This is a genomic window from Streptomyces sp. AC555_RSS877, assembly GCF_019049245.1.
Taxonomy (GTDB): domain Bacteria; phylum Actinomycetota; class Actinomycetes; order Streptomycetales; family Streptomycetaceae; genus Streptomyces.
On sequence record NZ_JAGMUK010000196.1, the window covers coordinates 1 to 459 of the forward strand.

The 459-nt window shown below is 70.6% G+C and carries 1 protein-coding gene; it reads right to left on the reverse strand.

Annotated elements, in window-relative coordinates; translation table 11 throughout:
• On the reverse strand, positions 1-459 hold a 459-nt coding region (locus tag KUM49_RS42140), incomplete at both ends, for a condensation domain-containing protein (protein WP_217242243.1).

Here is a 459-nt window from a genome sequence, read left to right on the forward strand (position 1 = left end):
AGCCACCGGCACAGCGGTGTCATTCCACTCCACCAACACCCGCCGACGCTCAACCGGGTCGACGACATCCACCGCGCCGATCCGCAGTGACGGATCCTGCGTCAACCCGGCCAGCAGCACAGCCAGACTGTCCGCCATCCGGGCCACCGTGCCGGGATCGAACAGATCCGCAGCCCCGGTCACCATCCCCCCAATACCCGCGGGCGCACCGTCCGCACCGAACCGCTCCCCCACCAACACCGCCACATCAAACTTCACCCCGGCCCGGCTCAACGGCAGGCCGCTGGCCCGCAAGCCGGTCTCCACCGCGCCGGATCCCCCCACACCCGCCGCCGACACCGTGTCCTGCATCGTCAAGATGACCTGGAAGAGCGGGTGCCGCGCCGCGGACCGGGCCGGCGCCAGCTCCTCCACCAGCCGCTCGAACGGCACATCCTGATGCGCATACGCCTGCAGCCC